The 24,045-nt window shown below is 71.9% G+C and carries 16 protein-coding genes; 7 read left to right on the forward strand and 9 right to left on the reverse strand.

The window, feature by feature from the left end:
- The gene (locus Ato02nite_RS00985; protein WP_213004385.1) at positions 1 to 1,104 is read right to left on the reverse strand and encodes a sensor histidine kinase; all 1,104 of its coding nucleotides are present in this window, start codon (positions 1,102 to 1,104) and stop codon (positions 1 to 3) included.
- 11 nt (positions 1,105 to 1,115) lie between these two features.
- Positions 1,116 to 1,640, reverse strand: coding sequence for a hypothetical protein (locus tag Ato02nite_RS00990; RefSeq protein ID WP_213004386.1), 525 nt, complete (start codon positions 1,638 to 1,640; stop codon positions 1,116 to 1,118).
- Positions 1,641 to 1,790: 150 nt separating this feature from the next.
- Between Ato02nite_RS00990 and Ato02nite_RS00995 the strand changes: the two genes are divergently transcribed.
- Positions 1,791 to 2,453 (forward strand): response regulator, encoded by a 663-nt coding sequence (locus tag Ato02nite_RS00995; protein ID WP_246605939.1) that lies wholly within the window; start codon positions 1,791 to 1,793, stop codon positions 2,451 to 2,453.
- 105 nt (positions 2,454 to 2,558) lie between these two features.
- Positions 2,559 to 4,514 carry a LysM peptidoglycan-binding domain-containing protein gene (locus tag Ato02nite_RS01000; protein WP_213004387.1) on the forward strand — a complete coding sequence of 652 codons (1,956 nt, stop codon included), beginning with the start codon at positions 2,559 to 2,561 and terminating at the stop codon, positions 4,512 to 4,514.
- Positions 4,515 to 4,559: 45 nt separating this feature from the next.
- Here Ato02nite_RS01000 and Ato02nite_RS01005 read toward each other — a convergent pair whose 3' ends face one another.
- Positions 4,560 to 5,516 carry a sensor histidine kinase gene (locus tag Ato02nite_RS01005; RefSeq protein WP_213004388.1) on the reverse strand — a complete coding sequence of 319 codons (957 nt, stop codon included), beginning with the start codon at positions 5,514 to 5,516 and terminating at the stop codon, positions 4,560 to 4,562.
- 132 nt (positions 5,517 to 5,648) lie between these two features.
- Between Ato02nite_RS01005 and Ato02nite_RS01010 the strand changes: the two genes are divergently transcribed.
- Positions 5,649 to 8,336 (forward strand): alpha/beta hydrolase family protein, encoded by a 2,688-nt coding sequence (locus Ato02nite_RS01010; RefSeq protein ID WP_213004389.1) that lies wholly within the window; start codon positions 5,649 to 5,651, stop codon positions 8,334 to 8,336.
- A 192-nt stretch (positions 8,337 to 8,528) separates the two neighbouring features.
- Entirely contained in the window at positions 8,529 to 8,768 is a 240-nt protein-coding gene (locus Ato02nite_RS01015) for a hypothetical protein (protein ID WP_213004390.1), read from the forward strand.
- Here Ato02nite_RS01015 and Ato02nite_RS01020 read toward each other — a convergent pair.
- Positions 8,739 to 9,176 carry a hypothetical protein gene (locus tag Ato02nite_RS01020; RefSeq protein WP_213004391.1) on the reverse strand — a complete coding sequence of 146 codons (438 nt, stop codon included), beginning with the start codon at positions 9,174 to 9,176 and terminating at the stop codon, positions 8,739 to 8,741. The two genes, Ato02nite_RS01015 and Ato02nite_RS01020, sit on opposite strands and share 30 nt — an antisense overlap.
- A gap of 60 nt (positions 9,177 to 9,236) precedes the next feature.
- Between Ato02nite_RS01020 and nadE the strand changes: the two genes are divergently transcribed.
- Both nadE and Ato02nite_RS01030 read left to right on the forward strand, forming a co-directional pair.
- Positions 9,237 to 10,079 carry an NAD(+) synthase gene (gene nadE / locus Ato02nite_RS01025; protein ID WP_213004392.1) on the forward strand — a complete coding sequence of 281 codons (843 nt, stop codon included), beginning with the start codon at positions 9,237 to 9,239 and terminating at the stop codon, positions 10,077 to 10,079.
- A gap of 37 nt (positions 10,080 to 10,116) precedes the next feature.
- On the forward strand, positions 10,117 to 10,311 hold the full coding sequence (locus Ato02nite_RS01030) for a hypothetical protein (protein ID WP_213004393.1): 195 nt from the start codon (positions 10,117 to 10,119) through the stop codon (positions 10,309 to 10,311).
- Between the two features lie 812 nt (positions 10,312 to 11,123).
- On the opposite strand, the gene Ato02nite_RS01035 is transcribed toward Ato02nite_RS01030, so the two are convergent.
- From Ato02nite_RS01035 to Ato02nite_RS01055, 5 genes are all read right to left on the reverse strand, one after another.
- Complete coding sequence (locus Ato02nite_RS01035; RefSeq protein WP_213004394.1) at positions 11,124 to 12,320, reverse strand: sensor histidine kinase; 1,197 nt, start codon at positions 12,318 to 12,320, stop codon at positions 11,124 to 11,126.
- Positions 12,321 to 12,329: 9 nt separating this feature from the next.
- Positions 12,330 to 14,033, reverse strand: a complete 1,704-nt coding sequence (locus Ato02nite_RS01040; protein WP_213004395.1) for a potassium channel family protein — start codon at positions 14,031 to 14,033, stop codon at positions 12,330 to 12,332.
- Positions 14,030 to 14,416: a DUF6394 family protein gene (locus Ato02nite_RS01045; protein ID WP_213004396.1), complete on the reverse strand. Its 387-nt coding sequence runs from the start codon at positions 14,414 to 14,416 to the stop codon at positions 14,030 to 14,032. Before Ato02nite_RS01045 ends, Ato02nite_RS01040 begins: the two co-directional genes overlap by 4 nt.
- A 44-nt stretch (positions 14,417 to 14,460) precedes the next feature.
- The gene (locus tag Ato02nite_RS01050; protein WP_213004397.1) at positions 14,461 to 17,298 is read right to left on the reverse strand and encodes a GH92 family glycosyl hydrolase; all 2,838 of its coding nucleotides are present in this window, start codon (positions 17,296 to 17,298) and stop codon (positions 14,461 to 14,463) included.
- Positions 17,299 to 17,397: 99 nt separating this feature from the next.
- Entirely contained in the window at positions 17,398 to 22,653 is a 5,256-nt protein-coding gene (locus Ato02nite_RS01055) for a diguanylate cyclase (RefSeq protein ID WP_213004398.1), read from the reverse strand.
- A 220-nt stretch (positions 22,654 to 22,873) separates the two neighbouring features.
- Here Ato02nite_RS01055 and Ato02nite_RS01060 point away from each other — a divergent pair, with 220 nt between their 5' ends.
- Positions 22,874 to 24,043 carry an LLM class flavin-dependent oxidoreductase gene (locus Ato02nite_RS01060; protein WP_213004399.1) on the forward strand — a complete coding sequence of 390 codons (1,170 nt, stop codon included), beginning with the start codon at positions 22,874 to 22,876 and terminating at the stop codon, positions 24,041 to 24,043.
- Positions 24,044 to 24,045: the final 2 nt, after the last annotated feature.

Raw genomic sequence — 24,045 nt, forward strand, 5'->3', positions numbered from 1 at the left:
TCACCCCAGGACGGGTAACTGGGCCACCACGCGGGCCGAACCCCGCGCGAGCTTCACGTCCACCGAGCCGGCGTGCAGTTTCGCCCGCTCGCGCACCCGGGCCACGGCCGCCCGCAGGTCGGCGCCGCGCCCGACCGAACCCTGCACCCGGATCTCCAGCGCGTCGTCCTCGAACCGCACCGCCACCTGCACCGGACGCTCGCCGAGCGCGCTCACCAGGTACTCCACGATGCGGTAGGCGGACAGCTCGACCGCGGCCGGCAGCGATCGAGGGTCACCGGTCACGGTGAGCCGGGACTGCGGCGAACGGTGCCGGGCCAGCAGCGCGTCGAGGTGCGCGACCGTGGGCGCCGGCGCCAGGGCGACCTCACCGCCGCGCAGCAACCCGACGATCTCCCGCATGTCGTCCATGGTCTGCCGGCCGCCCTCCTCGATCGATCGGAACTCCGCCCGCTTCCGGTCCGGTGGCAGATCGAGAGCCGACTCGGCGGCCCGGGTCAGTTCATCGAGACGTTCCTGCAGCAGGCCGTCGAGCTGCCGGGACAGCCGCGCCCGGTCGTCCGCCACGATCAGCGCGGCCCGGTCGTCGCGCAGTTGCCGCAGTTCCTCGTCGCGGGCCGCCAGCTGCTGGTTCAGCAGCGACCGGTGCCGCGCGGCCCGGCCCACGCCGAACACGATCAGCACCACCGGCAGCGCCAGGACCAGGGCACCCGGGCCGGCCGACGCGTCCACCACCAGGACGGCGCCCGTTTCGGCGACCGCCAGAGCACAACCGATCCAAGCTTTGGTACGCCCGTAGGACAGTGCTGCGAGAAACGCGAACACGAACGCCAGCGGCAGCCCCGCACCACACCGGGTCACCCAGCCGAACAGCAGGTCGTGCAGCACCATCACGCCGAGCGAGACGCTCACCGCGACCAGGACGCCGCGCCGCCACCACAGCACCGGGACGAACGCCGCCACGAACACCGGCAGCTGCAGCCACGAATGGGTGCCGGTGTCCTCGGCGGTGATGTTCATCAGGGCCAGCAGCGCAGCGAGCCCGGTGAGAACTCCCGCGAGCAGCCAGTCGCGGCCCTTGACCCCACGGAAGATCTCACCCACGGCCGAGCTCCTCACACCGTCGCCGGCTGCTTCTCGCTGAGCTCCTGCTTCTTGCTGACCCGATTCTGGACCAGCAACCCGGCACCGTAGAAGAGGGCGGCGCCCGGAAGAGCGATCGGCAACGCGCCGGCGAGGTCGGCCGACGAGTCCCGGAACAGCGTGATCACCAGCAGAACCACGACCGCGGCCAGGCCGAGCAGGTGATCGCGGCGGGTGCCGGCGTAACGGGCGATGGCATACGCGAGCGCGAACGACAGCGGCAGCACCACGCCGCAGCGGGTGAGCCAGCCGAACGCCAGGACGTGCAGGCCGGTGGCCACGGCGGTGATCCCGGCGATCGCGGCCGGGTTCCACCGGCGCCACAGGATCGGCACGGTGACGATCAGGAAGGCCGGCACGACCAGCCACGAGTCGGTCGACGCCGGGTGGATCAGCGAGGGGTCGTTACCGGCGTTGATGTTCTCCCACATCAGGAAGACACCGGCGGCGGTCATCAGGGCGGCGAGCAGATAGTCGAGCGGCCGGATCTTGGTCATGGCGTACTCCCCTGGGGCTTTTGTTGATTGATGGCCATGACGCTAGGGATCGGCGGTCGTAGCCCTCGTCTTCCGCAAGGACGATTTGCCGGGCCGCCATCCTCCGCAGGGAGGACCCGGCGACGACGCCGTGAGCGGGAGAATCGTGGCGTGCCGAAGATCCGGGTCCTGGTCGCCGACGATCAGACCCTCGTGCGCACCGGCTTCCGGGTCATCCTGGAGACGGAGGGCGACATCGAGGTGGTGGCCGAGGCGGCCACCGGCACCGAGGCGATCCGGCAGGCGCAGCTGGCCGCGCCCGACGTGATCCTGATGGACATCCGGATGCCGGAGATGGACGGCCTGGCCGCCACCGAGGAGATCCTCCGGCAGCCCGATCCGCCCACGATCGTGGTGCTGACCACCTTCGACCAGAACGAGTACGTGTACCGCGCACTGCACGCCGGAGCCGCCGGTTTCCTGCTCAAGGACGCGCCGTCCAGCCGGCTGATCGCCGCGGTGCGAGCGGCCGCCACCGGCGACTCGCTGATCGAGCCGTCGATCACCCGCCGGCTGGTCGAGCGGTTCGCCGCGCCCGCCGAGCCGGTCGGCCGCCCGCCCGAGCTGGCCGCCCTGACCGAGCGCGAGCTGGACGTGCTGCGGCTGATCGCGCGCGGCCGGTCCAACGCCGAGATCGCCGCCGAGCTGGTGGTGGCCGAGACCACGGTGAAGACGCACGTGGCCCGCATCCTGACCAAGCTCGGCGTCCGCGACCGGGTGCAGGCGGTCGTCGTCGCCTATCGGACAGGTTTCGCCACCACCGGTTCCGAATAGGACAATCTGTCGGATAGCTGCCTGTTCGAGTTGCGCCAGTTACCTATCGTGACCGGCAATTGAATCCGGCCGTTCACCATCACTTCATGGGGGGAGTGATCGAACATGCCGCGTCTCGGACACGGACGTTCAATCACCGAGAACGACATCCAATCCGCCGAATCGGGCCTCGCCGAGGTCGGCGTCGCCAGGACCGCAGCGTTCGCGCTGACCACCCCGGCGGGCAGCCAGAGCTTCGACTTCCTGTTCCCGAGCCTGCAGGACGACGAGGCCAACCTTCTACCGCAGGGCGCCAACACGCCGGAACTGCTCAAGAACCTCGGCTCGTCCATGGTGGACACCGATACGGCGGGCGAGGACAGCCCGATCCCGGCGGCGTACACGTACTTCGGCCAGTTCGTCGACCACGACATCACGCTGGAGATCCAGCAGGGCTTCGGCTCGGCCACCATGGCCCAGCTGCTCGACCCGGCGATGACTCCGCTGAACGTGGCGGCGATCCGCAACGCGCTGCTCAACCACCGCACACCCACGCTCGACCTGGACAGCGTCTACGGCCTGCCGGCACCGCACGACCCGGCCGACGGCAACAAGATGCAGCTGGGCACCGTCGAGCTGCTGAGGAGCACCACCCCGCCGACCGCCCGGCCGGCCGGCACGGAGGCCGACGACTTCCACGACCTGCCGCGCGAGCCGCGCGACGAGGGCAACATCGAGCACGACCGGGCCGCGGTGATCGGCGACCCGCGCAACGACGAAAATCTGATCATCTCGCAGCTGCACGTGGCGTTCCTGCGGGCGCACAACGCGCTGGTCGACCAGGGGTTGTCCTTCGAGGACGCGCGCCGGGTGCTGCGGCAGCACTACCAGCACGTGGTGGTGCACGACTTCCTCAAACGGGTCGCCGACCCGGCGATCGTGGACGACGTGGTGACCAACGGCAACCGCTGGTTCGACCCGTTCTCCGAGCCGAACTTCATGCCGCTCGAGTTCTCCGTCGCCGGCTACCGCTTCGGGCACACGATGGTGCGCGCGGAGTACGACTTCAACAGCAACTTCAACCTGGGCGCGATCCCGGCCTCGCTGGAACTGCTGTTCACGTTCACCGCGCTCAGCGGCAACATCAGCGACCGCTTCAACACGCTCCCGGACAACTGGATCATCCAGTGGCAGAACATCATCGGCGACGGCGACGCGGTCATGAAGACGCGGCGGCTCGACCCGGGTCTCGCCACGTTCAAGCAGAACGAGTTCGCGGCGCTGTTCGCGCTGAAGAACCTGACCGGCGCCACCGAGACCCCCGACCTGGCCGCCCGGCTGGCGGTGCGCAACCTGCTGCGGGGTTACCGTCTCCGGCTGCCCACCGGTCAGGCCGTCGCCGAGCACATCGGCGTGCAGGTGCTCACCAAGGACGAGGTACTGGCCGCCGCGATCAGCGACGAGCAGCGCATCGCCCTCGAGGCGGGCGGCTTCCAGTTCCGTACGCCGCTGTGGTTCTACGTCCTCGCCGAGGCGCGGCACTTCCACAACGGCGCCCACCTGGGCCCGGTCGGCAGCACCCTGGTCGCCGAGGTCCTGGTCGGCCTGGTGCGGCGCAGCACCGATTCGATCCTGACCCAGCCCGGCTGGACCCCGTCCCTGCCGTCGGCGAAGCCCGGCACCTTCGAGCTCGCCGACATCCTGCGCCTGGCCGGCGTGCTGGCCGGCAGCCAGCCGCCGGCGACCCACACGGTGCAGGCCGGCGACACCCTGAGCAGCATCGCGGCGGCCAAGCTCGGCGCCGCCAACCGCTGGCCGCAGATCTACGCGCTCAACCAGGCCCTGATCCGCGACCCCGACCGCATCTTCCCCGGCCAGGTGTTCGTCCTGCCGCCGAAGCAGCCGGTCGGCCCCATCCCGCGACTGCACACGGTCTCCCGGGGCGACACGCTCAGCGGCATCGCCGCCGCCAAGCTCGGCGACCAGAACCGCTGGCCCGAGATCTTCACCCTCAATCGCGCCATCATCACCAACCCCGACCGCATCATCCCCGGTCAGGTCCTGATCCTGCCGGCCGGCTGATCCGGCGGCCGCCGGGCGTCACGGCGCCCGGCGGCCGGCCCAACCTCAGTGCTGCGGGTTGCCCGCGGTCAGCCGGATGGTGAAACCGTCGGCGTGCCGGTGCAGGACGACGTGGTTGCAGGTCTGGTGGGCGATCCACAGGCCCAGCCCGCCGGCGGCGCCGTCGCCCACCGGCACCAGGCCGGTGAACGGGTCCTTGGGGCCGGCGCCGGCGTCGGTGACCGTCGCGACGATGCGGTCGGTGCCGCTCCACAGCCGCATCCGGACCGGGCCCCGGCCGTGCAGCTGGGCGTTGGCCACCGCCTCGCTGACCGCCACCACGAAGTCGTCGACCTCGTCGGCCGGCAGGTGGCCGTGATCGGCGGCGCGCACCGCCGCGCGGGCCTCGGACAGGGCCGGGTCGACCAGGTCGACCTGCGGTTCGGTGTGCTGAAGGGGGTCCGGGACCGGCTCGTGGGACTCGCCGAGGTAGAGCGTCGGCTCGGTGTAGCCGGTGTTGGCGACGTGCCGGCCGTCCGGCATCGCCGAGCGCGGATGGGTGCGCAGCACGTCCGCCACCGCGTGCTCCGGGACGCGCCGGGTGTCGTAGGCGCACATGCTCCAGAGCGGGAAATCGTCGTACGCGTGGTTGATGGCCGATTCGTACCGAGCCCACGAGCCCCAGGTCACACCGACATTGCCCGGCCACACCTCGCCCATGATGCGGATCTGGGTGGCACCGCCGGCGACGTAGTCGGCGAGCAGTTTGCGATAGGCCCGGATGGCGGCGGCCGGGCGCGCGTAGATCGTCCCACCGGTGAGGAAGGTGACCCCGCTGCCGGCCGGTAGCGCGGCCCGCAGCACCTCGGCGCCGTGCTCGCCGAGCGAGACCACCGCCGGCTCGCCGGCCGCGACCCCGTCCAGCAGGAACGGCAGGGCCAGGGCGAGCAGTTCGTCGTCGGACCCGTAGCACGCGGCCTCGTGGTAATAGCCGACATGCCCGGCGGCCGCACCTGTCCTCATCGGGCGATCTCCACTTCCCGATCGGCATTCACCGCCCGGCTCTGCCGGCAACAGTAACCAGCCCGGACCTCCTCGGCGACTCCCCGCCGCCGGACATCGGCCATCTTGCATGGGTTCGATAGACAGGGCCGCATGCGAAGACTCCTCATACCGACCGTACTGGCGGCGGCAATGGTGATGGCGGCGGGAGCGGCCGGCCCGGTGTCGGCCGCTCCCCCGGCACACCGATCGGATCCGGCGGGTAACTGGTCGGTCGCGGACGGCAGGCTGACCTGGCAGTCCGACAAACCGGTGCCGATGGGTGACGCGGCGGTCGAGTTCTGGTCGGGCGACACCCTCCTCGGCCGGCCCCGGCCGCTCGCCGACGGCCGGACCTTCCGCCTCGACCTCGGCCAGGCCAAGCTCGGCGATCTGTCGGTGCGGGCCGGCGGCAAGCGCCTCGACCAGGCACCGCCGGCCGCGGCGGCGAAACGGGCGGCGCCCGCGACCGCTCCCGCCCTCGGCACCGCCAACCCCGTGGACCCGGGCGTCAAGGGCCCGTTCCGCACCATCTCCGGGGAGTACGACCTGCCCGGTGTGAAACTGCCCGACTTCCCGGAGAACGTCGAGATGCGGGCCGTCGTGGTGGCCCCCAAGGGCGCTCCGGGCGCGCGGCCGCTCGCCCTGTTCCTGCACGGCCGGCACACCGTCTGCTTCCACGGCACCGACGAGGACGTGCCGCAGGAGTGGCCGTGCCCGGCCGGCACCGACCCGATCCCCAGCTACCGCGGTTACCTGCAGGCGCAGGAGCTGCTGGCGTCGCAGGGCTACGTGACCGTGTCGATCTCGGCGAACGGGATCAACGGCCAGGACTTCGCGTCCGACGACGGCGGCGCGCAGGCCCGCTCCTCGCTGGTGCGGCTGCACCTGGCCCGCTGGGCCGACTGGGCGGGATCCGGCCGGGCGGGGGCGCCCGCGATCGTCCGGGCCGCACCGCGAGCCGACCTGTCCAAGGTCTTCCTGATGGGGCATTCACGCGGCGGTGAGGGCGTCAGCCGGGCCGCCATGGACACGCTCACCCCACCGCCCGCCGCCCAGGACGGTTACCACGGCAAGGTCCGCTGGACGATCCGCGGCCTGCTGCTGATCGGCCCGACCATCTTCGGCCACGACCCGGTGCCGGACGTGCCGTCCGCGACCATCCTGCCCGGCTGCGACGGCGACGTCTTCGACCTGCAGGGCCAGATGTTCGTCGACGAGACCCGGGGCGTCAGCCGCGGGAAGGCGCTGCACAGCGCGCTCTACGTGATCGGCGCCAACCACAACTTCTTCAACACCGAATGGACGCCGGGCCAGTCGGTGGCGCCGTCGTTCGACGACTTCTTCAGCGGTGACGAGCCCGACCCGGTCTGCTCGCCCGGCACGCCGACCCGGCTCACCGCGCCGCAGCAGCAGAACGTGGGCGCCACCTACATCGCGGCCGCCGCCCGGCTGTTCGTGGCCGGCGACGACCGGGTGCGGCCGCTGCTCGACGGCAGTGGCGCGCGGGCCCGCTCGGCCGACCCGGCCCGGGTGCTCAGCCACGCGCTCGGCGCCCGCCGCGACGCGGTCCTCACCCCCGACCCGACGGTCCGGGTGTCGGCCGGGGCACGCATCTGCGAGCAGGTCACCCGGGACGCCGCCGCGTCCTGCCTCGACCCGGAGGACATCAACTCGGGAACCGGGCACTTCACCTGGTTCGGCCCGGTCATCCCGGAGCCCGGCCGGTACGCCGCCGCACTGAACTGGTCGGCGGCCGGCACCCCGATCCGGCTCACTCCCGCCCGGCCGGTGTCGGTGGCCGGTGACCAGGCGCTCGCGCTGCGGGTGATCGTGCCGCCGAACAGCACCGGCACCCGCTTCGGGGTGACCGCGGTCGGCCCCGACGGCCGGCGCACCACCCTCGGCGACGTGCGGATCGACGGCCTGCCCGGCACCGAGCTCACCACCTCGTACTGGGGTCAGGAGGTGCGGGTGCCGTTGCGCGGCACGCGCACGGTGGCCGCGGTCGAGCTCACCCCGCGGACCGCGACCGGCAGCGCGTGGGTGCTCGACGCGTGGGGCTGGAACCCCGGCACGCCGAACCCGCAGGAGACCGGCCTGCCCCGCATCGACATCGGCAGCCTCGTGGTCGTCGAGGGTGACTCGGGCACGAAGACCTACCGGGTGCCGGTGAACATCACCGGCCGCGGCGCCGGCGTGGTGCGCCTCTTCCAGGTCGACAGCAACACGTACGAGTCGACGTCGTGGCTGGCCACCGTCCGCCCGGGCGATCGCAGCATCACGGTGCCGGTCGAGGTCGCCGGCGACATCCTGTACGGCGAGGACGAGAACCAGTACATCCTGGCGAAGGCCGAGAAGGGCGTGGTCATCGGCGACTGGATAGGCGGCGTCGAGGTGCAGAACGACGACCCCGAGCCGGTCGTCACGGTCGAGCCGGTCGCCGACCGGGTCGCCGAGGGCGGCACGCTGAGCTGGCGGTTCTCCCTGTCGGCCCCGACCGAGACCTGGTTCTACGTGGTCACCGAGCCGCACGCGCCGACCGGCGGAGCAGAGCTGTCCACCACCGATGTCGACCCGGAGTGGTTCGAGCAGAACGCCTACGAACCGGTCGAGCCGTCCCGGCCGCTCTCGTCGACCTATCTGACCCCGTACGTCTTCTTCGATCCGGGGGTGACCACCGCCGAGCTGACCGTTCCGACCGTCACCGACGGCCTGACCGAGCCCGACGAGGCGGTGGAACTGCACTTCGTCTACGGCTACGAGGGCCCGCCGCTGACCGGCGTGGTCACCGGCGGCTAATCCGAGCGCCGTCCAAATTCGTCCAGACTCCACCCGCTCGGGGCATCGACGCCCGACACTCGACGAGTCGCCGGCTACGGGGGTCAGGGATCTTCGTCAATCCCTGATACGCCGGCTCTGGACGATCGGCTCCGCGCCTCGCCCCGGCGCGGGGCCGATCCCGGGACATGCCCGGGGCCTACGATCGGCACCATGATTCCGGAGGGCGACCATCGGGACGTGGAAGCGGCGTTCCGCGCGGCGGGGTGGACGCCGTGCGGTGCCGGGGACTGGGCGATCGCCCTGCGCTCGCCGGACGGCACCCGGGCCGCGCGGATCAGCCCCTTCATGGCCGACATCCCGCTCGCGTCCACCGGGCCCTGGCCGCCGGGCGAGCAGGAGGCGCTGCGGGCGGCACTCGCGTCAGCCCAGCGGGATGCTGATGCCCGCTGAGCTGGTCGACTCGCGCAGCACGATCGAGGTCAGGGTCGTGGTCTTCGGGACGTCGTAGATCAGGTGATCGTCGATCGTGGCGCCGCCGGCCAGGTCGTCGAGCAGCAGCGAGCCGCTCCGGATCTGGGCCAGGGCATCGGCCAGGTAGGCGGTGCCCGCACCGTCGTACGCCGTGGCGAAGGAGATGCCCGGCTTCCGGGCCGCGATGGTGAGGTTGTGCACGGTGAGGCCGACGGTGCAGGCCGACTCGGCGCACTTCAGCGAGGTCACCGTGTACTCGAAGGTGCCCTCCCGGGTCACCGGTGCGCCCATCGTCCCGCTGGTCACGGTCGCCACCGGCCGCGCCCCCTCGGTGCCGCCGCCGCACCCCGCGAGCAGGACCACCAGGGCCAGGACGAGCTTCTTCATGCCCGGTCATTTCGGCAGCCGCCGCCCCGCGGTCAAAGGTTCCGCCGATACAGTGCGGGGGTGGCGGACCTACGGCAGCACATCCTGGCCGAACTCGGCGTCAACCCGGCGATCGTGCCGGCCGACGAGATCCGGCGGCGGGTCGACTTCCTCAAGGAGTATCTGCGGGCCACCCCCGCGCAGGGCTTCGTGCTCGGCATCAGCGGCGGCCAGGACAGCTCGCTCACCGGCCGGCTGTGCCAGCTCGCCGCCGAGGAGCTGCGGGCCGAGGGCCGGACGGCAACCTTCGTGGCGGCCCGGCTGCCCTACGGCGTGCAGGCCGACGAGCACGACGCACAGGTCGCGCTGGAGTTCATCCAGCCCGACCGGTCCATCGCGGTGAACGTCAAGCCGAGCGCGGACGCGGTCGCCGCCGAGTCGGCCCTCGGGCTGGGCGAGCTGCTGGGCGAGGAGCCGAGGCTGCGCGACTTCGTCCGCGGCAACATCAAGGCCCGCGAACGCATGGTGATTCAGTACTCGATCGCCGGCCAGCTGAACCTCCTGGTGGTAGGCACCGACCACGCCGCCGAGGCGGTAACCGGCTTCTTCACCAAATACGGCGACGGCGGCGTCGACATCACCCCGCTGACCGGCCTCACCAAGCGACAGGGCGCCGCCCTGCTCCGCGAGCTGGGCGCACCCGACAGCGTCTGGCAGAAGATCCCCACCGCCGACCTGGAGGACGACCGCCCGGCCCTGCCCGACGAGGTAGCGCTGGGCCTCACCTACGCCCAGATCGACGACTACCTGGAGGGCGTGGACGTCACCCCCGAGCTGGCCGGGCGGGTCGAGTCGATCTACCGAGCGACCCGGCACAAGCGCACGGTCCCGGTCACCCCACTGGACGAATGGTGGCGCGACTGAGGCGTGACCTTGGCCGTTCCCGGGTAACGGTGTCCGTATGATCCCGAACCTGATCCGCCGCTTCGTCATCATGGCAGTCGCCGTACCGCTGGCCGCCGCCGGAGCCCGCAAGCTGAGCGAGAGGCTGGAGGCAAAGCGCGGCTCAACCCGCGCAACCCGCCTGCTCCGCCAGGGCGCCGACACCCTCCAGGGCCTGCGCCCTCAAAAAAAGCGCCGCTTCTCCTTCCGCTGACCGAATCCCCCACGGCAGCGCTTCCCTTTTTTCCGTACGCGGTGGCCCAAGTCCCGTGGCGCTCAGTCCCGCCACGCGACCCTCACCCTCCGCGCGCCCCCGCCGGGCGGGCCCGCCACCCAACGCACCCGCCCGGCGACCACGCGCGCTCCCCGTATCGAGTGCCGCCCACCCACCATCCTGACTCCCCCAACCACGCGCGCCGACCAGCCCGCGGTTCCCAGCCACGCGGTCGCCGCCACGCGCGCCCAACCACGCGGTCGCCGCCACGCGCGCCCAACCACGCGGTCCCCACCACGTGCGCCCCAAGCACCACGCTGGACCGAGAGCGCCCGGTGGCCCGACCCGCTCTCCTTCGCACCGCCGCTGCCAGATCTTGTGGAATACCTGCCACGTCCGCACGCCAAGTCGACAAGATCGCGTCGCACCGGCCCACCGAGCGGCGACATAAGCGATATGTCGGGTTCCGTGATGCCGACGGAGACCGCGGTCCATGCCGACCACCACCCAGGGTTGAGCTCGCGCGCAGGCCGACCGCCGCCCAAAGCCGGCGTCCCAGACTGAGCGCTGAGTGCGAGGCGGGGCGGCTGCCGCTCGCCCGGCCCCACCGCATCGCCCCCGCCAGATCTTGTGGAATCGCTGCCAACGTGCGGCGATATAAGCGATATGTCGACTTTACCGATCACGCCAGAGCCGAAATGTGGAAGCGCTGTCCCATGATGCGGGACCAGGACCGCCATGCGGGACGCCGTCCCAGGATTTGAAGGCGACAGCCAGCATGCGGGACAACGGCTCCCCAAGGCCGACCGCCGCTACGCGGGGGTGGGGACGCGGGCTGAGATTCCCGTGCCGGTGCCTGGCTCTGACTCGATGGCCAGGGTGCCGGCCAGGGCCTCGACACGCTGGCGCATCGCCAGCAGGCCGAAGCCGCCCGTCGGGGTGGTCGGGGGCGGCGCGGCCGGGTCGAAGCCTCGGCCGTCGTCGCGGATGTCCAGGGCCACGTCGTTGTCCAGGTACGACAGGGTGATGCCCACCCTGGTCGCCGACGCGTGCCGGGCCGCGTTGGACAGGGCCTCCTGGGCGGTTCGCAGCAGCACCGCTTCCGTTTCGGGAGGCAGCGGACGGGGCGTGCCGGTGGTGGTGAATCCCGCGGTGACGCCGTGCCGGTCCGACCAGCGGGTGGCCACCTCGGCCAGGGCTTCGGCCAGGTGGCCGGTTTCCAATTCTCGGGGGCGGAGCGCGTGCACCGAGCGACGTGCCTCGGTCAGGCTCTCCCGGGCCAGTTCGGTCGCCGAGTCGTGATGGCGCCGCCAGTCGTCGCCGGGGGCCTGGGCCGCCGCCTGCAACTGAGTGACGATCCCGATCAGGCCCTGGGCGACGGTGTCGTGGATCTCGCGGGCCATCCGCTGCCGCTCGTCCAGCACCCCGGCCGTCCGGGCCTGGGCCAGCAATTGTTCCTGCAGGTCGGCGTTCTCGGCCAGGGCCGCGGCCAGTCGTTCGTTGGCCGCGCGGGCCTCGCCCAGGGCCGCCTCGCGTTCCCGCTGGTGGCGCTCGTTGATCCGGACCAGCCAGGCCAGCCCGCACAGCGGCACCGCGTTGGCCAGCACCGTCACGGCGTAACCGGTCAGGCCGGACGCGGTGCGGGCGTCGAGCCCGGATCCCTGGGCGATGCCGGCGATGACTCCGGTGCCGGCGATGAAGTACAGCTCGGCCGGCCACCCGATGATCCGGAAGGCGTAGAAGTAGCAGGCGGGCGTGAACAGTGCGTACCACGGGTCGCGGAGGACCAGTGCCAGGGTGATCAGCAGCAGGCCGGCCAGGAAGACGCCCATCACCCGCGGGCGGTCCCGCCAGGCGGGGTGCAGCGTGTAGACCATCAGGATCCAGAGTGCGGCCAGCGCGCACAGCGCCAGGTTGACCGCGTCGGCTCCGGCCACGACGGTGACGGCGGCGAGGGCCCCGAGCAACACGTACGGCACGACGGTGGCGAGCGGCTTCAGAACATCCACCGGGACAACTTAAGTGCGCCGGGAGAGGCGCTGCCAGAGCCAGCCCGCCGGGACGGTGCGGTCGTTGAGGACGTACTCGCTGGTCGCTCGGTTGATCATGGTGTCGATCAGGGCGCGGCGGGCCATCGGGTGGCCGACGAACAGGAGCTGGTCGCCGGGCTCGACGGTCACGTCGTCGGCCGGGCCGAGGGTCGCCTCGTCGCCGCGGAGCAGCAGCAGCGGCACCGCGGCGACCTGCCGGTCCCGGTCCTGCGGGCTGCGCACCAGGTCGCCGAGGCGGGCGTGATCGCGGCGCAGCCAGGGGCCGAGCGCGGGGGCCTCGCGGTCGTCCAGGGTCATCTTCCACACGCTGCCCAGCCGGCTGCCGCAGTGCGCCTCGAGCCGGTCGAGCAGGTCGGTCGCCCAGTCGTTGCCGCAGGCCGGCATCTCCTGCAGGAAACGCCACAGCAGCGGCGTGCTCAGCTGGGCGTAGATCTCCCGGGCCACCACCTCGGCGGCGACCAGGACCCAGTCGACGTTCAGCGCCGCGAACAGCGGCGCGTTGGAGCGGTGGTTCTGCCGGGCGGCGATGAACAGGCCGGGGTTGAGGCGGCGGGCCGCGGCGATCAGCGAGAGGTTGGTGGTGTCGTTGTCGGTGCCGGCGACGAAGCCGACCGCCTCGGCCGGGCGGGCCTTCGCCAGGACCGCGGGGTCGGAGGCGTCGCCGACGATGACGCCCGGCTCGTCCTCCTGCTCGGTCACGTCGATGATGGTGACCTCGAGGCCGTCGGCGCGGAGGTCCTCGACGAACTTGCGGCCGAACCGGCCATAGCCGCACACCACCCAGCGCCCGGCGCCGGGTGGCCGCCCGGGGTCGGGCAGCTCGGCGCCGGGCCCGCCGGCCAGCCAGGACATCAACTGGTACGACGCGGGAGCGTGCAGCGCGAGCCGGACGTGGTCGCCGAACCGGTCGAACGGGTTGACGACGGTGGGCGAGCCGAACGCCCGCATCCGGTGCTCGGTCGCCGGCGAGACGGTGCGGGCGACGACCGGCACGTCCGGCCGGATCAGCGCCGCGGTCATCGCGACCACCAGGTTGACCTCGTCGTTGTCGGTGAGCGCCAGCACGCCCTCGCACTGCGGGTGTTCCAGGCCGGCCAGGTCCAGGGTGCGCGGGTCGGCCCCGTCGCCGACCAGGCCGGGCACGTCGGCGTGGTAGGAGTCGATGTCGAGGGCGTCCACCCGGTCGGCCGACAGGTCGAGCACGACCATCCGGCGGCCGAGCGAGTCGAGCGCCCGGCCGAGGATCTGACCGGTCTGCCCGAAGCCGACGAGCAGCAGGAACGGCTCGCGCAGCCGGTTGACCGTACGGCTGAACCGGCGCAGGGCCAGGGCCTGCCGGAACGTGCGGTCCTGGAGCAGGGCCAGCAGCGAGCCGATGGTGTAGGCCCAGCCCACCACGGTCAGATAGATCGTCGCCATGACCCACAGCCGCTGCGCGCCGGTGAACGGCTGGGGCAGCTCGCCGTACCCGATGGTGGTGGCCGTGTAGCTCATGAAGTAGAACGCGTCGAAGAAGCTCAGCCGGGGCGGGATGAGGGTGAGGCCGAGGACGCTGATCGCGAAGTTGGTGATCAGCAGGATGAGCGGCGCGCGCATGCGCCGCAGGATCAGGAAGATGGTCGGCGACCGTTCGGCGTAGCGCGCCGAGAAGTGGCGCCGCCGGGCCGTCATCGGCGGTGGAACGTCGTCGTCTCGATCACCAGGAGGGCGACCGAGACGAGGTTGGCCAGCAGCGCGCCGCCGGACAGCGACACCACGCCGGCCATCGCCTCGGCGTCCAGCCCGGCGGAGGAGATCTGCGTGGCGTACGCCCACATCAGAGCGGCCGCTATCAGCTGCAGGTCGGCGACCAGGCTGGTGGCGAGGTGGACCGCGCCGATCTGGGTGCGGTCGCCGAACTTCAGCACGGTGGCGATCAGGCTGACCACCACCGCCGCGAACAACTCGTAGACGTTGTGCAGCGCCGGGTCGGAGATGTCGCCGAGGAAGAACCCGAAGTTCAGCGTGGCCGCCAGCAGCACGAAGAAGCCGAAGACGACCTTTTCCAAACTCATGGCGATTACGGTAGCGGCGCGCTGAGCGCGCCGCTCACCGAAGCTCAGTTCTGCGGCGGTACGTCCCCCGGGCCGCTGCCCCAGGTGCTGCTGGGTGCGGTTCCCAGGGCGTACGCGAGATGGCCGCCGACCAGGACCGCGCGCGCCGGCAGCCAGGCCTTCGTGGTCGCCCGGCCGTTGACCTTCAGGCCCTGGACGTACGGTCCGGTGCCGGGCGCGTCGATGACCAGTTTGCCCCCACCGCCCAGCCGCACCGAGGCGTGCGGAAAGAGCGGCGTGGTCAGGGCGAGCTCGGCCCGGGTGGGCACGGTCGGGTAGAGGCCGAGGGCGGACAGTACGTACCAGGCGCTCATCGTGCCGGCGTCGTCGTTGCCGGGGATGCCACCGGTGCCGTTGCTCCACTTCGTGTCGATGATCGCTCGCACGGTCTCCTGTGTCTTGTAGGCGGCGCCGAAGTAGTTGTAGAGGTACGGCGTCTGGATGTCCGGCTCGTTGGTGGCGTCGAACCGGGTGGCCTGCTTGGCGCTGAGGTCGAACGTGCCGTCGGGGTTGCGGAAGAACGCGTCGAGCCGCTCCAGCGCGATGTCGGTGCCACCCATCCGCTCGGCGAGGGTGGTCACGTCGGAGTAGACCATCCAGGTGTATTGCGCGCTGCTGCCCTCGACAAAGCCGGTCTGGGTGGACGGGGTGAACCCTTCGGCCCAGGTGCCGTCCCGGTAGCGGTCGCGCATCCAGCCGACGTAGGGGCTGTCGATCGGCGCCGGCGTGGGCACGGCCGGGTCGGCCAGTTCGAGCTCGCCGAGCTGCACGATGTCCTCACCGCCGTTCTTCGTGACGTTCAGGCGGTAGTGCGCGTAGGGCTGCGGCGCCGCCACGGCGTACTCCCGGGTCTGGCCTCGTTTTTCGAACTTCTGCCCGGTCTGTGTGTCGAGCGTCGTCCAGGTGGCGCCGTCGGCCGAGCCCTGCAGTTCCCAATCGACCGGGTCGCGCCCCGGCTCGTCGTTGCCGGAGGTGAGCGCGTAGTGGTCGACGGTCAGTGGCGCGTCGAGTTGAGCGGCGAGCCAGCCGGTGGTGGCGAAGGTCAGCCACTTGGTGCCCTTGTCGCCGTCGAGCGCCTGCGCCTTGCCCTCGCCGGGCGGGTTCTCGCCGCTCGCGGTGATCGCGGTGACGTGCTCGCGGATGTTGTGGGCCAGGCCGGGGTCGGCGGTGGCCTGCGGGTCGAAGACGTTGCGCCAGTTGTGGCTGCGGGCGAGGAACGTCCGGTAGGTCGAGCGGTCGCCGAGCGCGAGGGCCAGCTGGGCGATGCCGTAGTCGGCGGCCGCGTCCTCCAGGGTCTCGGCGGCGCCGCCCCAGCAGTGGCAGTCGTCGGCCGGCACGTAACCGAGCGACATGTACTCCTCGAGCGACGGCCGCTGGCCGAAGCACTCGACCGGGCAGCCCAGGTCGCTCTCGTCGTTGGCGGTCGGCACGGTCGCGGCGTGCACCAGCGACGTGAGCGCGCCGCGGGCGTCGAAGTCGCGGGCGCCGAACGCGTAGATCGCGGCGATGGTGGCCGCGGCCGGGTCGCCGGACATCACCGCGGTCTTGCCGTGCTGCAACAGCCAGCGATCCCACTCGCCGCCACGCTGGGTGGCGTAGTTGAACAGCGACTGCGCATAGTCACTGGCCTGCCGCCGGTCGAGCAGCGCGAGGAGCTGCACCTGCGCCCGGTAGACGTCCCAGCCGGAGAAGGTGCCGTATTGAGCCTTCTGTCCGGTCGACAAGCGGTGGATCAAGCCGTCGGCCCCGTAGTACTGGCCGTCGACGTCACTGGTCAGGGTCGGTTCCAACGCGGAGTGATAGAGCGCCGTGTAGAAAGTGGCGCGCCGGTCCGCGGTGCCGCCGGAAATCCGGATCTTGCCCAGTCGCGCATTCCACGCGGAACGGGCCTTCGCCCGGATCTCGGCGAAGCCGAGCCGGGCCGGTGACTCGGCGGCGAGATTGGCCTCGGCGCCGGCCGCCGAGGTGTACGAGATGGCCACCCGCATGGTGACCGCGGTCGTCCCGGGCGCGAACGTGACGTAACCGCCCGAGCCCTTCCCGGCGACCGGCCGTCCGGCGCTGGTCCAGCCGCTGCCGCCGGACGCGTCGGTGGAGTCCGGGGTGAGCGTGCCGTCCTTCCAGGTGCCGGCGGCCGCGAATGGCTGGTCGAGGGTCGCGACGAAGTGCAGCGTGTAGTACGCGTGCGAGTTGTCGGTGCTCTGCGGCCCGCAGAAGTTGCCGGCGCTCACCGAGCCGGTGATCGTGCGGGTGGCGGCGTCGAGGTGGACGGTGGCGTCGGCGCTGCCGGTCTCCGACATCGAGGTGCGGAACAGCAGGCTGGCGGGCTTGTCGGCCGGGAAGGTGAAGTTGCCGATCCCGGTGCGGTCGGTGACGGTCAGCTCGGCACCGGCTCCGCTGTCCAGGCCGACCCGGTAATAGCCCGGCGAGGCCGCCTCGTTGGCGTGCGCGAACGTGCTCGCGTAGACGGCGTCGCTGGTGTCGGCGCTGGGCGAGCCGGTGACCGCCCCGGCGTGCGGCATGATCGGGATGTCGCCGTTGGCGCCCGAGCAGCCCACCCCGCTGAGGTGGGTGAGGCTCAGTCCGCGGATTCGGGTGGCGGTGTACTGGTAACCGCCCGGCGCCGGGGTGGCGACCTGGTTGCCGCGGGAGGTCTGCGGGCTCCAGGCGAGCATGCCGAACGGGCGCACCGCGCCGGGATAGGTGTTGCCCAGGTTGGTGGTGCCGATGAACGGGTTCACCAGGGCGGCCGGATCGAAGGCGGGGGCGGCGTGGGCCGCCGCTCCGATCGGGACGGTCACGGCCAGGCCGGCGAGCGCGGCGAGGACACGAGTGCGGAGCATGGCGGACTCCTCCTCTGACAACGATGTCAGGCCAGGCTGTATCGAGACAGAGAAATGTGTCAATGCTTTGCCGGATTGCTGCCCTTCCGGGCAAAAGCGTCAGCCGTGCGTGCAGACGCGGTCGCGGCCGGACCGCTTGGCCTGGTAAAGCGCCCCGTCGGCGTGCGCGAGCAGCTGCCGCAGGTCCTGGTCGCCGCCGTCCAGCGCGGCCACCCCGACGCTGATGGTGACCGGCAGCAGGCCGGCCGTGGTCGGGATCGGCTCGCCGGACACCGTGCGGTGCAACCGCTCGGCCAGCTCCACCGCCGGGGTCTGGGTGGTGACGACCGCGAACTCCTCGCCGCCGTACCGGCCCACCACGTCGACGCCGGCCAGCGCCCCGTTCAGCCGCGCGGCCACCGCCCGGATCACCTCGTCGCCGACCGGGTGCCCGTACGTGTCATTGATCCGTTTGAAGTGGTCGATGTCGACCATGACGGCCGCGATCGGCCGCCGGTCCCGGCGGGCGGCGGCCAGCTGCCGCTCGGCCTCGGCGAAGAAGTGGTTGCGGTTGAACAGGCCGGTCAGACCGTCGATGGTGGCCATCGCCCGCACCTGGCTGAACAGGCGGGCGTTCTCGTACGCGGTCATGCCCTGACCGGCGATGGCCGCGGCCATCTGGATCTGCGCCTCGGTCATCACGTCCTCGGCGGTCGCCCCCACCAGCAGGACGCCGAACGGCTCGCCGCGCTGCACCGCCGGGATCGCCCACCAGCAGCGCACGGCACCGAGCACGCCGGCGAACGGCGGCCGGTCCCCCGGGAACACCGTGCGCACCCGCGGGCCGGTCAGCTCGAACAGCTCGCGCGGCACCGGATGCACCCCGGTGCCCACCGGCGCGGTCACGCCGTAGGTGGCGGCGACCGTCAGCCGGTCGGAGTCCACCCAGGTCAGCAGCGCGGCGGTGTCACCGCGCAGGGTGCCGGCCAGGCTGGTGAGCAGGCGTTCCATCACCTCGTCGGGGTCCAGCGACGAGCTCTGGTCGGCCATCGCCGCGCGCAGCGTCTCGGCCACGTCGCGCTGCCGGCGGGCGGTCTGCACGGCGACCTCGAGCTGCGCGGCCCGGGCGGTCTCCAGCGACACCGCGATGTGGTTGGTGATGGCCTTCAGGATGTCGACGTCGTCGGCGGTGAACACGCCCTTGGCGACCCGGCTGTCCAGGTAGACCACGCCGCGCAACCGGCCGTCCAGCTGGAGCGGGGCGATCAGGATGCTGCGCAGGCCGTGGACCTGCACACTCTGCGACCCGAGGGCCACGCCCTCCTCGCTGCCGGTGACCACCAGCGGCTCCCCCGAGCGCCGCACCCGGTCGACCAGGGTCGAGCTGTACCCGGTCAGCTCCCGGATGTCGTTGCCCTGGCCGTCCCGGCCCACGTGCGGCACGAGCTGGTTGCGCTCGCGGTCGAGCAGGAACAGGAACGCCCGCTCGGCGCCCATGATCCGCAGCGTCTCGTCGAGTGCCACCCGGGCCAGCGCGCTCGGGTCCAGCACCGTCGCCGAGGCCAGGCTGACCTGCTGCAACGCCTCCAGGCGGCGCTGGTAGCGGGTGGGGTTGTGCGGTTCCGCGCTGTGGTTGGTCGTGGTGGTGATCGTGCCCGGGTTGGTCGAGGTGAGCTCGTCGATCCGGAACTCGTCGGTGATCCAGCGGACCCGCTGCGGCCACCGCTGGTCGATGGCGATCATCTGGGCGAGCTTGGCGTGGTGCGCGGCCGGGGCGGGCTGGTCGAGAGCGCCCAGGGCGCGGGCCCGCACCCGGGCCGCCTCATATCCGATCAGCGGCGCGTCCAGCGGCACCAGCTCGGCCTCGGCCGCGGACAGGGTGCGGAGCGCGTCGCCCGGGCGGCCGGCCAGCACCTCCAGGTCGGCCCGGGTGACCAGGTGCCAGGCCCGCAGCGGCTTGGTGTCGGCCATCGTCGCCAGCCGGGCCACCGCGGCCCCGGCCGCCGCCCGGTCGGATCCGCCCTGATGACACCGGGTGAGCCGGCCGAGCGCCTCGAAGACGTAGTAGACCCGTTGCTCGGGAACCATGGCCTGGGGCTTCAGGCCGAGCGCGGCGAACTCGGCGGTGCACCGCTCGAACGGCTCGCCGAGCTCGCTCTCCTCGACCAGTGCCACGATCCGGGCCCCGTACACATTGATCTGTTGCATCGGGTTGTCCGGGTTGGCGCTCTGGAAGCGCTGCATCGTCTCGAGCTTGGCGGCCGCCTCCTCGGGCCGGCCGCGCTGCGCGGCGAGCACGACGCCGACCGCGCTGATCGCGGACCCCTCGGCCTGCGCGCCCGGACCCAGCCGGGCCCGGCCGCGTTGGTACCAGGCCTCGGCCTCGGCGGTGCAGCCACGCTTGAAGTACTGCATGCTGACCGTGGACACGCCGGTCAGGTAGTCGCCGAGCTCCAGCCACCGCTCGTGCTCGATCAGGACCCGGCTCCACACCTGCCCCTCGTCGTCGCGGCCGCCCAGGTGGCTGCCGGCGCCGCGCTTCCACTCGACGTAGCCGACCAGTTCCGGGTCGCCGATGTCGGCGGCCACCGCGGCGGCCCGGTCGAACAGGCTGGTGGCGAGTTTCGCCCGGCCGGCCACGTCGGCGATCACCCCGAGGCCGGCCATGTGCTGGGCGTACTCGCGGCCCGGCCCGAGCCGGTTGATCGGGTAGATCGCGCGGAAACTCATGGTCGCGCGCATCGCCCGGCGCATCCGCATGGACAGCGCGAAGGTGGCGGTGTCGCACAGCACGGCCTGCACCCGGAAGCGGTAGCGGGCGCGGCCGCGGGCCGAGCCGAAGCCCAGCCGGGTGCGGCCGACGAGCAGGCCGACCAGCATCGACCAGACCGTGCTCAGCACGATCGCGAACTTGCCGTTCGGCAGGGGCGCGCCCACCTCGGCGAGTCCGCGGCGGACCGCCTCGAACGCCTTGTCCGGGTTCCACGCGCTGTTGTGCACCAGGGCCACCTGGGCCAGGATCTCGGCCCGGCGCAGCCGGTCCGGTTCGCCGTTGAGGGCGCCGTCCAGGTGGCGCAGCGCCTCGGCGAACCGGCCGGACCGCGCGCAGCTGGTGCCGAGGGCGAGCAGGAAGTCGGGTTGCGGGGTGACCCCGGCCGCGGTGGCCGCGCTCGCGGCGACCTGGAGGAACTCGCGGGCCTCGGCCGGCGCGTGCTCAGCCAGGGCCAGCCGGCCGGCGGCGAACCCGCTGAGGTAGACCCGGTGCGGCCGCCGTTCGGTCTCGCCGAGCGCGTAGTGCCGGGCGATCGAATAGACGTAACGGCGATCGTCGGGCGCCACCACCTCGAGGACCTCGGCGATGCGCTGGTGCAACCGGCGCAGCGACGCGACGTCCAGGGCGGCGAGCAGTGCCTCCCGGATCCGGTCGTGCAGGAAGCGGAACGCGTCCGGTCCGGCCGCGGTCACCAACCGCCGCGACTCGGCCTCGGTGAGCAGGGCGCGGGCCTGCCGCGGATCGATGTCGCAGACCTGCGCCACCAGCTCGGTCGGGAAGTACCGCCCGCCGGCCGCGCCGGCCGCCAGCAACTGCCGGCTCTGCACGCCGAGGGTGTCGATGCGCTGCAGCACCAGCTCGATCGCGTCGCCGGACGGCTCGAGGCGGTCCAGCCCGGACTGATCGAGCCGCCAGCCGCTCCAGGACGGCGTGACCAGCCCGGCGTCGAAGACAGCCCGGACGTACTCGCCGATGGTGAACGGGTTGCCGCCGGCCCGGACGGCCAGCTCGCCGATCTGCTCGGCGGGCAGCCGGACCGCGCCCAGGTGCTCGGTGACCAGCTCGATCACCGCGTCGGAGTCGAGCGGCCCGAGCGGGATCCGGGTGTCCAGGGTGGCGTCCATGTCGATGCCGAACCGGTCCAGCGCGGCCGAGCTGGCGGCGTCGTCCCGGCTGGTCGCGATGACCAGCAGCGGAGTGCCGGTCAGCCGGCTGGTCACGTGCCGCAGCACCCGCCGGGTCGGGCCGTCGAGCCACTGCACGTCGTCGATGTGCAGGACGGCGCCCTGGAACTCGTCGGCCAGCCCGATGAGGAACGCGGCGACGGCGTTGACGAACTGCTCGTGGTGGTTAAGCTCGCCGATCTCGGGCGCCTGCACCAGATCGGCCAGCAGCGGCGACAGCGTCCGCAGCAGCGGGCCACCCCGGCCGGCCGCCCGGGTCAGCCGCTGGACGGCGTCGTCGCGCTCGGCCGGCGGCAGCCGTTCCACCGTCTTCAGGTACCGCTCCACGGCGCCCCGCAGCGGCGCCAGCGGCACCGGGTCGTCGGGGACGCACTTGCCGTACAGGACGAGGTCGCCGTCCACCACGACGGCGTTGGTCAGCTCCCGCACCAGCCGGGTCTTGCCGGCACCGGCCGGGCCCTCGACCACGGCCGCTCCGCCGCCGCCGTCCCGGGCCCGCAGCCAGCGGTGGGCCAGGGCAATCACCTCCTGGTCCCGGCCGACCAGGCGCTGCGGACCGATCGGCTGGACGGTCCGCTGGTCGGCCGCCACCGGGAACCGGGTGCCCGGGTCGTCGGCCAGCCGGCGCAGGTCGTTCAGCAGGCTCTCGCCGCTCTGGTAGCGGTCGTCCGGGTCCTTGGCCATCAGGGTGGCGATGATCGCGGCCATCGTGGGTGACAGGTCGGGCCGCAGGTCGCGGGCGTCCGGGACCGGGGCGGTGGCGTGCAGCCGGATCAGCTCGCCGGCGTCCTTGGCCTGGTAGGGAACCTGGCCGGTGACGCACTCGTGCAGCAGCACACCCAGGGCGTAGAGGTCGGAGCGGCCGTCGACCGGGCGCTTGAGCATGCCGGTCTGCTCCGGGGCGCTGTAGAGCAGCGTGCCGGCGACCCGGTCGTCCGGGGCGCCGCGGCGGGCGGCCAGTCCGAAGTCGATGAGGCGACCGGTGCCGGACGGCTCCATGATCACGTTGTCCGGCTTGACGTCCCGGTGCACCAGGCCGGCCCGGTGGGCGGCGGCCAGCGGCCCGGCCAGGTCGATGGCGAGCCGGACGGCGGCCGGTTCGTCCAGGCGCGCCTGGCGCAGCCGGTGCGACAACGGGGAGCCGTCGATGTACTCAAGGATCAGGTAGGGGCCGGCGGCGGTCTCGCCGACCTCGAAGATCTTGGGCAGCAGCGGGTGGCCGACGCAGCCGAGCAGGGCGGCTTCCCGCCGGACCGTGGCGAGGGCCTTACCCGCATCAGGCGAGGTCAGGACCTTCAATGTGTACTCGTCGCCGTGCCGGCGGACACGATAGACGACAGTCTCGGCGCCACGCCCGAGCTGCGAGATCACCTCGAGGTCGGAGAACGCCCCGGGCGCCGTCCCAAAGATCGAGGTCAACGGATCCTTCCATTCACGACGAGTTTCTCGGACGTTACGCCCCGGGCCTCGCGTGATGCCAGCTTTGAAAGTCTTCCTGGCGGTCCCTGGACACTTCGATCATAGTGATGCGGATCACAGTCTAACTTTCACCGCATTTCGACCGGCATAGACATCCACGATTGGCGTAGTTGCGCCGGACTGCGATGATCCGAAGACCGGGACCCGCGGGGGGCGTGTCATGAAATTCGGTGCGTTGCTGTTTCCGTTCCATCACCCGGCCGAAGATCCGACCCTCCAGCTCGAGGGGGATCTCGCACTGGCCGAGCACTGCGACCAATTGGGCTACGACGAGTTCTGGTTCGGTGAGCACCACTCCGGCGGCTGGCAGATCATCGCCGCGCCCGAGCTGATGATCGCGGCGGCGGCCCAGCGCACCCGGCGCATCCGGCTCGGCACCGGCGTGTCGACGCTCTCCTACCACCACCCGTTCATGCTGCTCGACCGCATCATCCAGCTCGATCACCTGACCCGCGGGCGGCTGATCTTCGGGGTCGGCTCGGGCGCGCTGACGCTGGACGCCACCATGATCGGCCACGATCCGATGCAGGCGCGCCGGATGATGGAGGAGTCGCTCGAGGCGATCACCGCGATGCTGCGGTACGACGGGCCGGTCACCCGCAAGACCGACTGGTTCGAGCTGGACAACGCCGCCCTGCACCTGCGCCCCTACCGCTGGCCGTTCGACATCCGGGTCGCCGCGTTCAAGTCGCCGGCCGGGCCACGGCTGGCCGGCCGGTTCGGGGCCGGCATGGTCTCGTTCGGCGCGTCCGCCTCGCTCGGCACCGGCTCGGAAAACCCGCTGAAGACCGCGGCCGGCATCGCCGAGGAGGAAGCCAAGCAGGCGGGTCACCGGTTCGACCGCAACCGGTGGTCGGTGATGAGCCTGATGCACATCGCCGACACCGAGGAGCAGGCCCGGGCCGAGGTCCGCTACGGCCTGACCGCCTACACGAAATACATCCGGCAGATCCTGCCGATGAACGTGCCGGTCGACCTGGACGACCCGGACGCGATCGTGGACGTCCTCACCACCACCGGCACCGCGGTCATCGGCACCCCCGAGCAGGCGATCGCGCACATCGAGAAGATGTGGGAGCTCAGCGGGGGCTTCGGCACGTTCCTCATCGAACAGTCCGACATCGCCGACCCGTACGCCACCCGCCGGTCCCTGGAACTGTTCGCCCGCCGGGTGATTCCCTACTTCACCGCGGCGACCTGGCCACGGCTCGCGGCCTACGAGGCGGAGCTGCAGACCGACGGCCGAACCCGCCGGACGATGGCCGCCGCGCAGGCGAAAGCGGGGGTGGAGTACTCGCACGAGGTCGCCGGGCGCCGGCGGGCGTCGTAGTC

The sequence above is a fragment of the Paractinoplanes toevensis genome, from assembly GCF_018332695.1.
Classification (GTDB): domain Bacteria; phylum Actinomycetota; class Actinomycetes; order Mycobacteriales; family Micromonosporaceae; genus Actinoplanes; species Actinoplanes toevensis.

Bases quoted from the DNA above. Each gene is read 5' to 3' on its own strand.
- Ato02nite_RS01020 (WP_213004391.1), bottom strand. From the start codon at position 9,176: ATGAAGAAGCTCGTCCTGGCCCTGGTGGTCCTGCTCGCGGGGTGCGGC.
- Ato02nite_RS01000 (WP_213004387.1), top strand. From the start codon at position 2,559: ATGCCGCGTCTCGGACACGGACGTTCAATCACCGAGAACGACATCCAA.
- Ato02nite_RS01040 (WP_213004395.1), bottom strand. From the start codon at position 14,033: ATGACGGCCCGGCGGCGCCACTTCTCGGCGCGCTACGCCGAACGGTCG.
- Ato02nite_RS01030 (WP_213004393.1), top strand. From the start codon at position 10,117: ATGATCCCGAACCTGATCCGCCGCTTCGTCATCATGGCAGTCGCCGTA.
- Ato02nite_RS01045 (WP_213004396.1), bottom strand. From the start codon at position 14,416: ATGAGTTTGGAAAAGGTCGTCTTCGGCTTCTTCGTGCTGCTGGCGGCC.
- Ato02nite_RS00990 (WP_213004386.1), bottom strand. From the start codon at position 1,640: ATGACCAAGATCCGGCCGCTCGACTATCTGCTCGCCGCCCTGATGACC.
- Ato02nite_RS01005 (WP_213004388.1), bottom strand. From the start codon at position 5,516: ATGAGGACAGGTGCGGCCGCCGGGCATGTCGGCTATTACCACGAGGCC.
- Ato02nite_RS01060 (WP_213004399.1), top strand. From the start codon at position 22,874: ATGAAATTCGGTGCGTTGCTGTTTCCGTTCCATCACCCGGCCGAAGAT.
- Ato02nite_RS01015 (WP_213004390.1), top strand. From the start codon at position 8,529: ATGATTCCGGAGGGCGACCATCGGGACGTGGAAGCGGCGTTCCGCGCG.
- Ato02nite_RS01050 (WP_213004397.1), bottom strand. From the start codon at position 17,298: ATGCTCCGCACTCGTGTCCTCGCCGCGCTCGCCGGCCTGGCCGTGACC.
- Ato02nite_RS01010 (WP_213004389.1), top strand. From the start codon at position 5,649: ATGCGAAGACTCCTCATACCGACCGTACTGGCGGCGGCAATGGTGATG.